General features: G+C 47.7%; 1 protein-coding gene. It reads left to right on the top strand.

Features of this window, described 5'->3' with window-relative positions; all coding sequences use genetic code 11:
* Positions 1–611 precede the first annotated feature (611 nt).
* A complete protein-coding gene (ltrA, locus tag GKG36_RS14505; RefSeq protein WP_154261327.1) occupies positions 612–2303 on the top strand; it encodes a group II intron reverse transcriptase/maturase in 1692 nt (563 codons plus the stop codon).
* Positions 2304–2390 lie beyond the last annotated feature (87 nt).

Genomic DNA, 2390 nt, shown 5'->3' with positions numbered 1-2390 from the left:
GTGCGACACGAAGTCGCTTAAATCAACTGTCTGGCTATGACCAGACCTGTTATTCCATTAGCAGTAGTCTACTGTCAACAAAGCAGCTGGTAACGGCTGTGAGGAAGCGTGACAGGACAAGGGTAGCCCCACCCGAAAGGGTTCAAGCCGAAACCGCGAGGTGGAAGCGATAAACTGCAAGCAACAATGTGGTTGGGGAGCCTGACTTGTATGGTATGGTTAATGTAATGTGAATCACTGTTAAACATCGTTAAAGCTGAACAGGCTAAAGTTGCTGACAAGCCTGAACCAAAACGGTAACGCAGCTGGTTGCTCCTCTATAGAGTGGGAACACATGGATTCAAAAGCTGCTGGCGGAGAAGTGAAACCTAACCCATACTGTTGAATAAGCGGAACGTGGTAAGCCCGTATTTCCCCGAGCAATCGGACGGAAACCGTAAGGAGACTTTATGAAATGCGGGTAGAAGAAAGATGGAAAAAGCGAATGCCGACCCTGTAATGGGGACGGATAGAGGTTGCAACATCACCTCGTGCGAAAGCAGGCAGACTTCCATCTATGGTCTTTCTTTACGAGAGAATTTACAGAACTTTTCAAAAAGGAGGAATTGCAAATGAACGAGAAATCGTGTGCACCGACTTGCAGAGCGGGAAATTGGGACAGCATCGACTGGAACAAGGCTCGTGCTTATGTTAAAAAGCTGCAAATGCGTATCGTAAAGGCTCAACAAGAAGGTCATTACAGCAAGGTAAAAACGCTGCAATGGCTGTTAACTCACTCGTTTTACGCCAAAGCCTTGGCAGTGAAGCGGGTAACAAGCAATCGTGGTAAAAATACGGCTGGAGTTGACCATGAATTGTGGCTAACTCCCGAGGCAAAATTCAAGGCAATCAGTAAACTGAAACGGAGAGGATACCGTCCTCAGCCCCTGAAACGTGTTTATATTCCGAAGAAAAACGGCAAACTGCGGCCTCTGAGCATTCCGACAATGACAGACCGTGCCATGCAGACCCTATACAAGTTTGCATTGGAACCGCTTGCTGAAACCTACGGTGACCTCAACTCCTACGGATTCCGAATCGGAAGAAGCACACACGATGCAATCGAGCAGTGTTTCACCGACCTGAACAAGGGCAAGTCTCCTCAGTGGATTCTTGAAGGTGACATCAAGGGATGCTTCGACCACATCAGCCATGAATGGCTCATGGAGAATATCCCGATGGATACGCAGGTTTTACAGAAGTGGTTAAAGTGTGGATACGTTGATACAAAGCAACTTTTCCCCACTGAGGAAGGCACACCGCAAGGTGGAGCCATCTCGCCTACTCTGATGAATATGACGCTGGATGGACTGGAACGGCTCTTAAAGGAACGACTGCCGACCCGCAAAAAGGTCAATGGTAAAACTCATTTTAATAAGATGAACTTCGTGCGCTATGCTGACGACTTTATCGTAACCGGAGAAAGCCCGGAATTTCTGCGTGAAGAAGTGCTCCCTATTATCAGAGATTTCATGACGGAACGTGGGTTGCAGTTATCTGAAGAAAAGACGGTCATCACTCACATTGATGATGGATTTGACTTCTTGGGCAAGAACATCCGTAAGTATAACGGAAAACTTCTAATCAAGCCCTCGAAGCAGTCGGTCGGCTCTCTGCTGAAAAAGATGCGTGAAATCGTCAAGAGCAACAAATCGGCAAAGCAGGATTCCCTGATTCGCCAGCTCAATCCGGTTATCCGTGGATGGGTCAATAACCAGCGATTTGTTGTATCCGCTGAAACATTCAGCAAAATCGACTATCAGATTTACAATTGTCTTTGGCAGTGGGCAAAGCGCAGGCATAAGAACAAAGGCAGACGGTGGATAGCAGCGAAATACTGGCATCGCATCGGAACCCGAAACTGGACTTTTGCCGCAGAGGAACGCACCAAGAAGAACGGTGAGCAATCCTACTTTGCTCTTGAATATGCAACGGACACCAAAATCATCCGCTTTAAGAAAATCGTCTCTAACGCAAATCCCTTCGATGAGCGATGGAGCGGTTATTATGAAGAGCGCGATGGTGAGAAAATGTTGAACAGCACTAACGGACGCGAAAAACTCCTGAAAGTATGGAGAAATCAACACCGCTGTTGCCCAGTATGCAATGAGCCTATTACCTCGGAAACGAGTTTCAAGGTTCATAAGGTGTTCCGAAGCGGGAAGTCGCCATGGCTGGAAATGGTGCATCCCGAATGCCATGCCGTATTGCACAAAAACGATTCTTGTTTTGTTGAGCCGGGTTCCCTGATGGGAGCTTTATGAAAGGCTTGAGCCGTATGAGGGGAAACTCTCACGTACGGTTCTTAGGGGAGGGGCTGGCAGTAATGCCATCCTCTTACCCGATCAGAC

Origin of the sequence: Faecalibacterium sp. BIOML-A1, assembly GCF_009679715.1 — a bacterium.
Taxonomy (GTDB): Bacteria; Bacillota; Clostridia; order Oscillospirales; family Ruminococcaceae; genus Faecalibacterium; species Faecalibacterium taiwanense.
The sequence above is the reverse complement of the archived record's forward strand: the minus strand, read 5'-3'. Positions and strand labels throughout refer to the sequence as shown.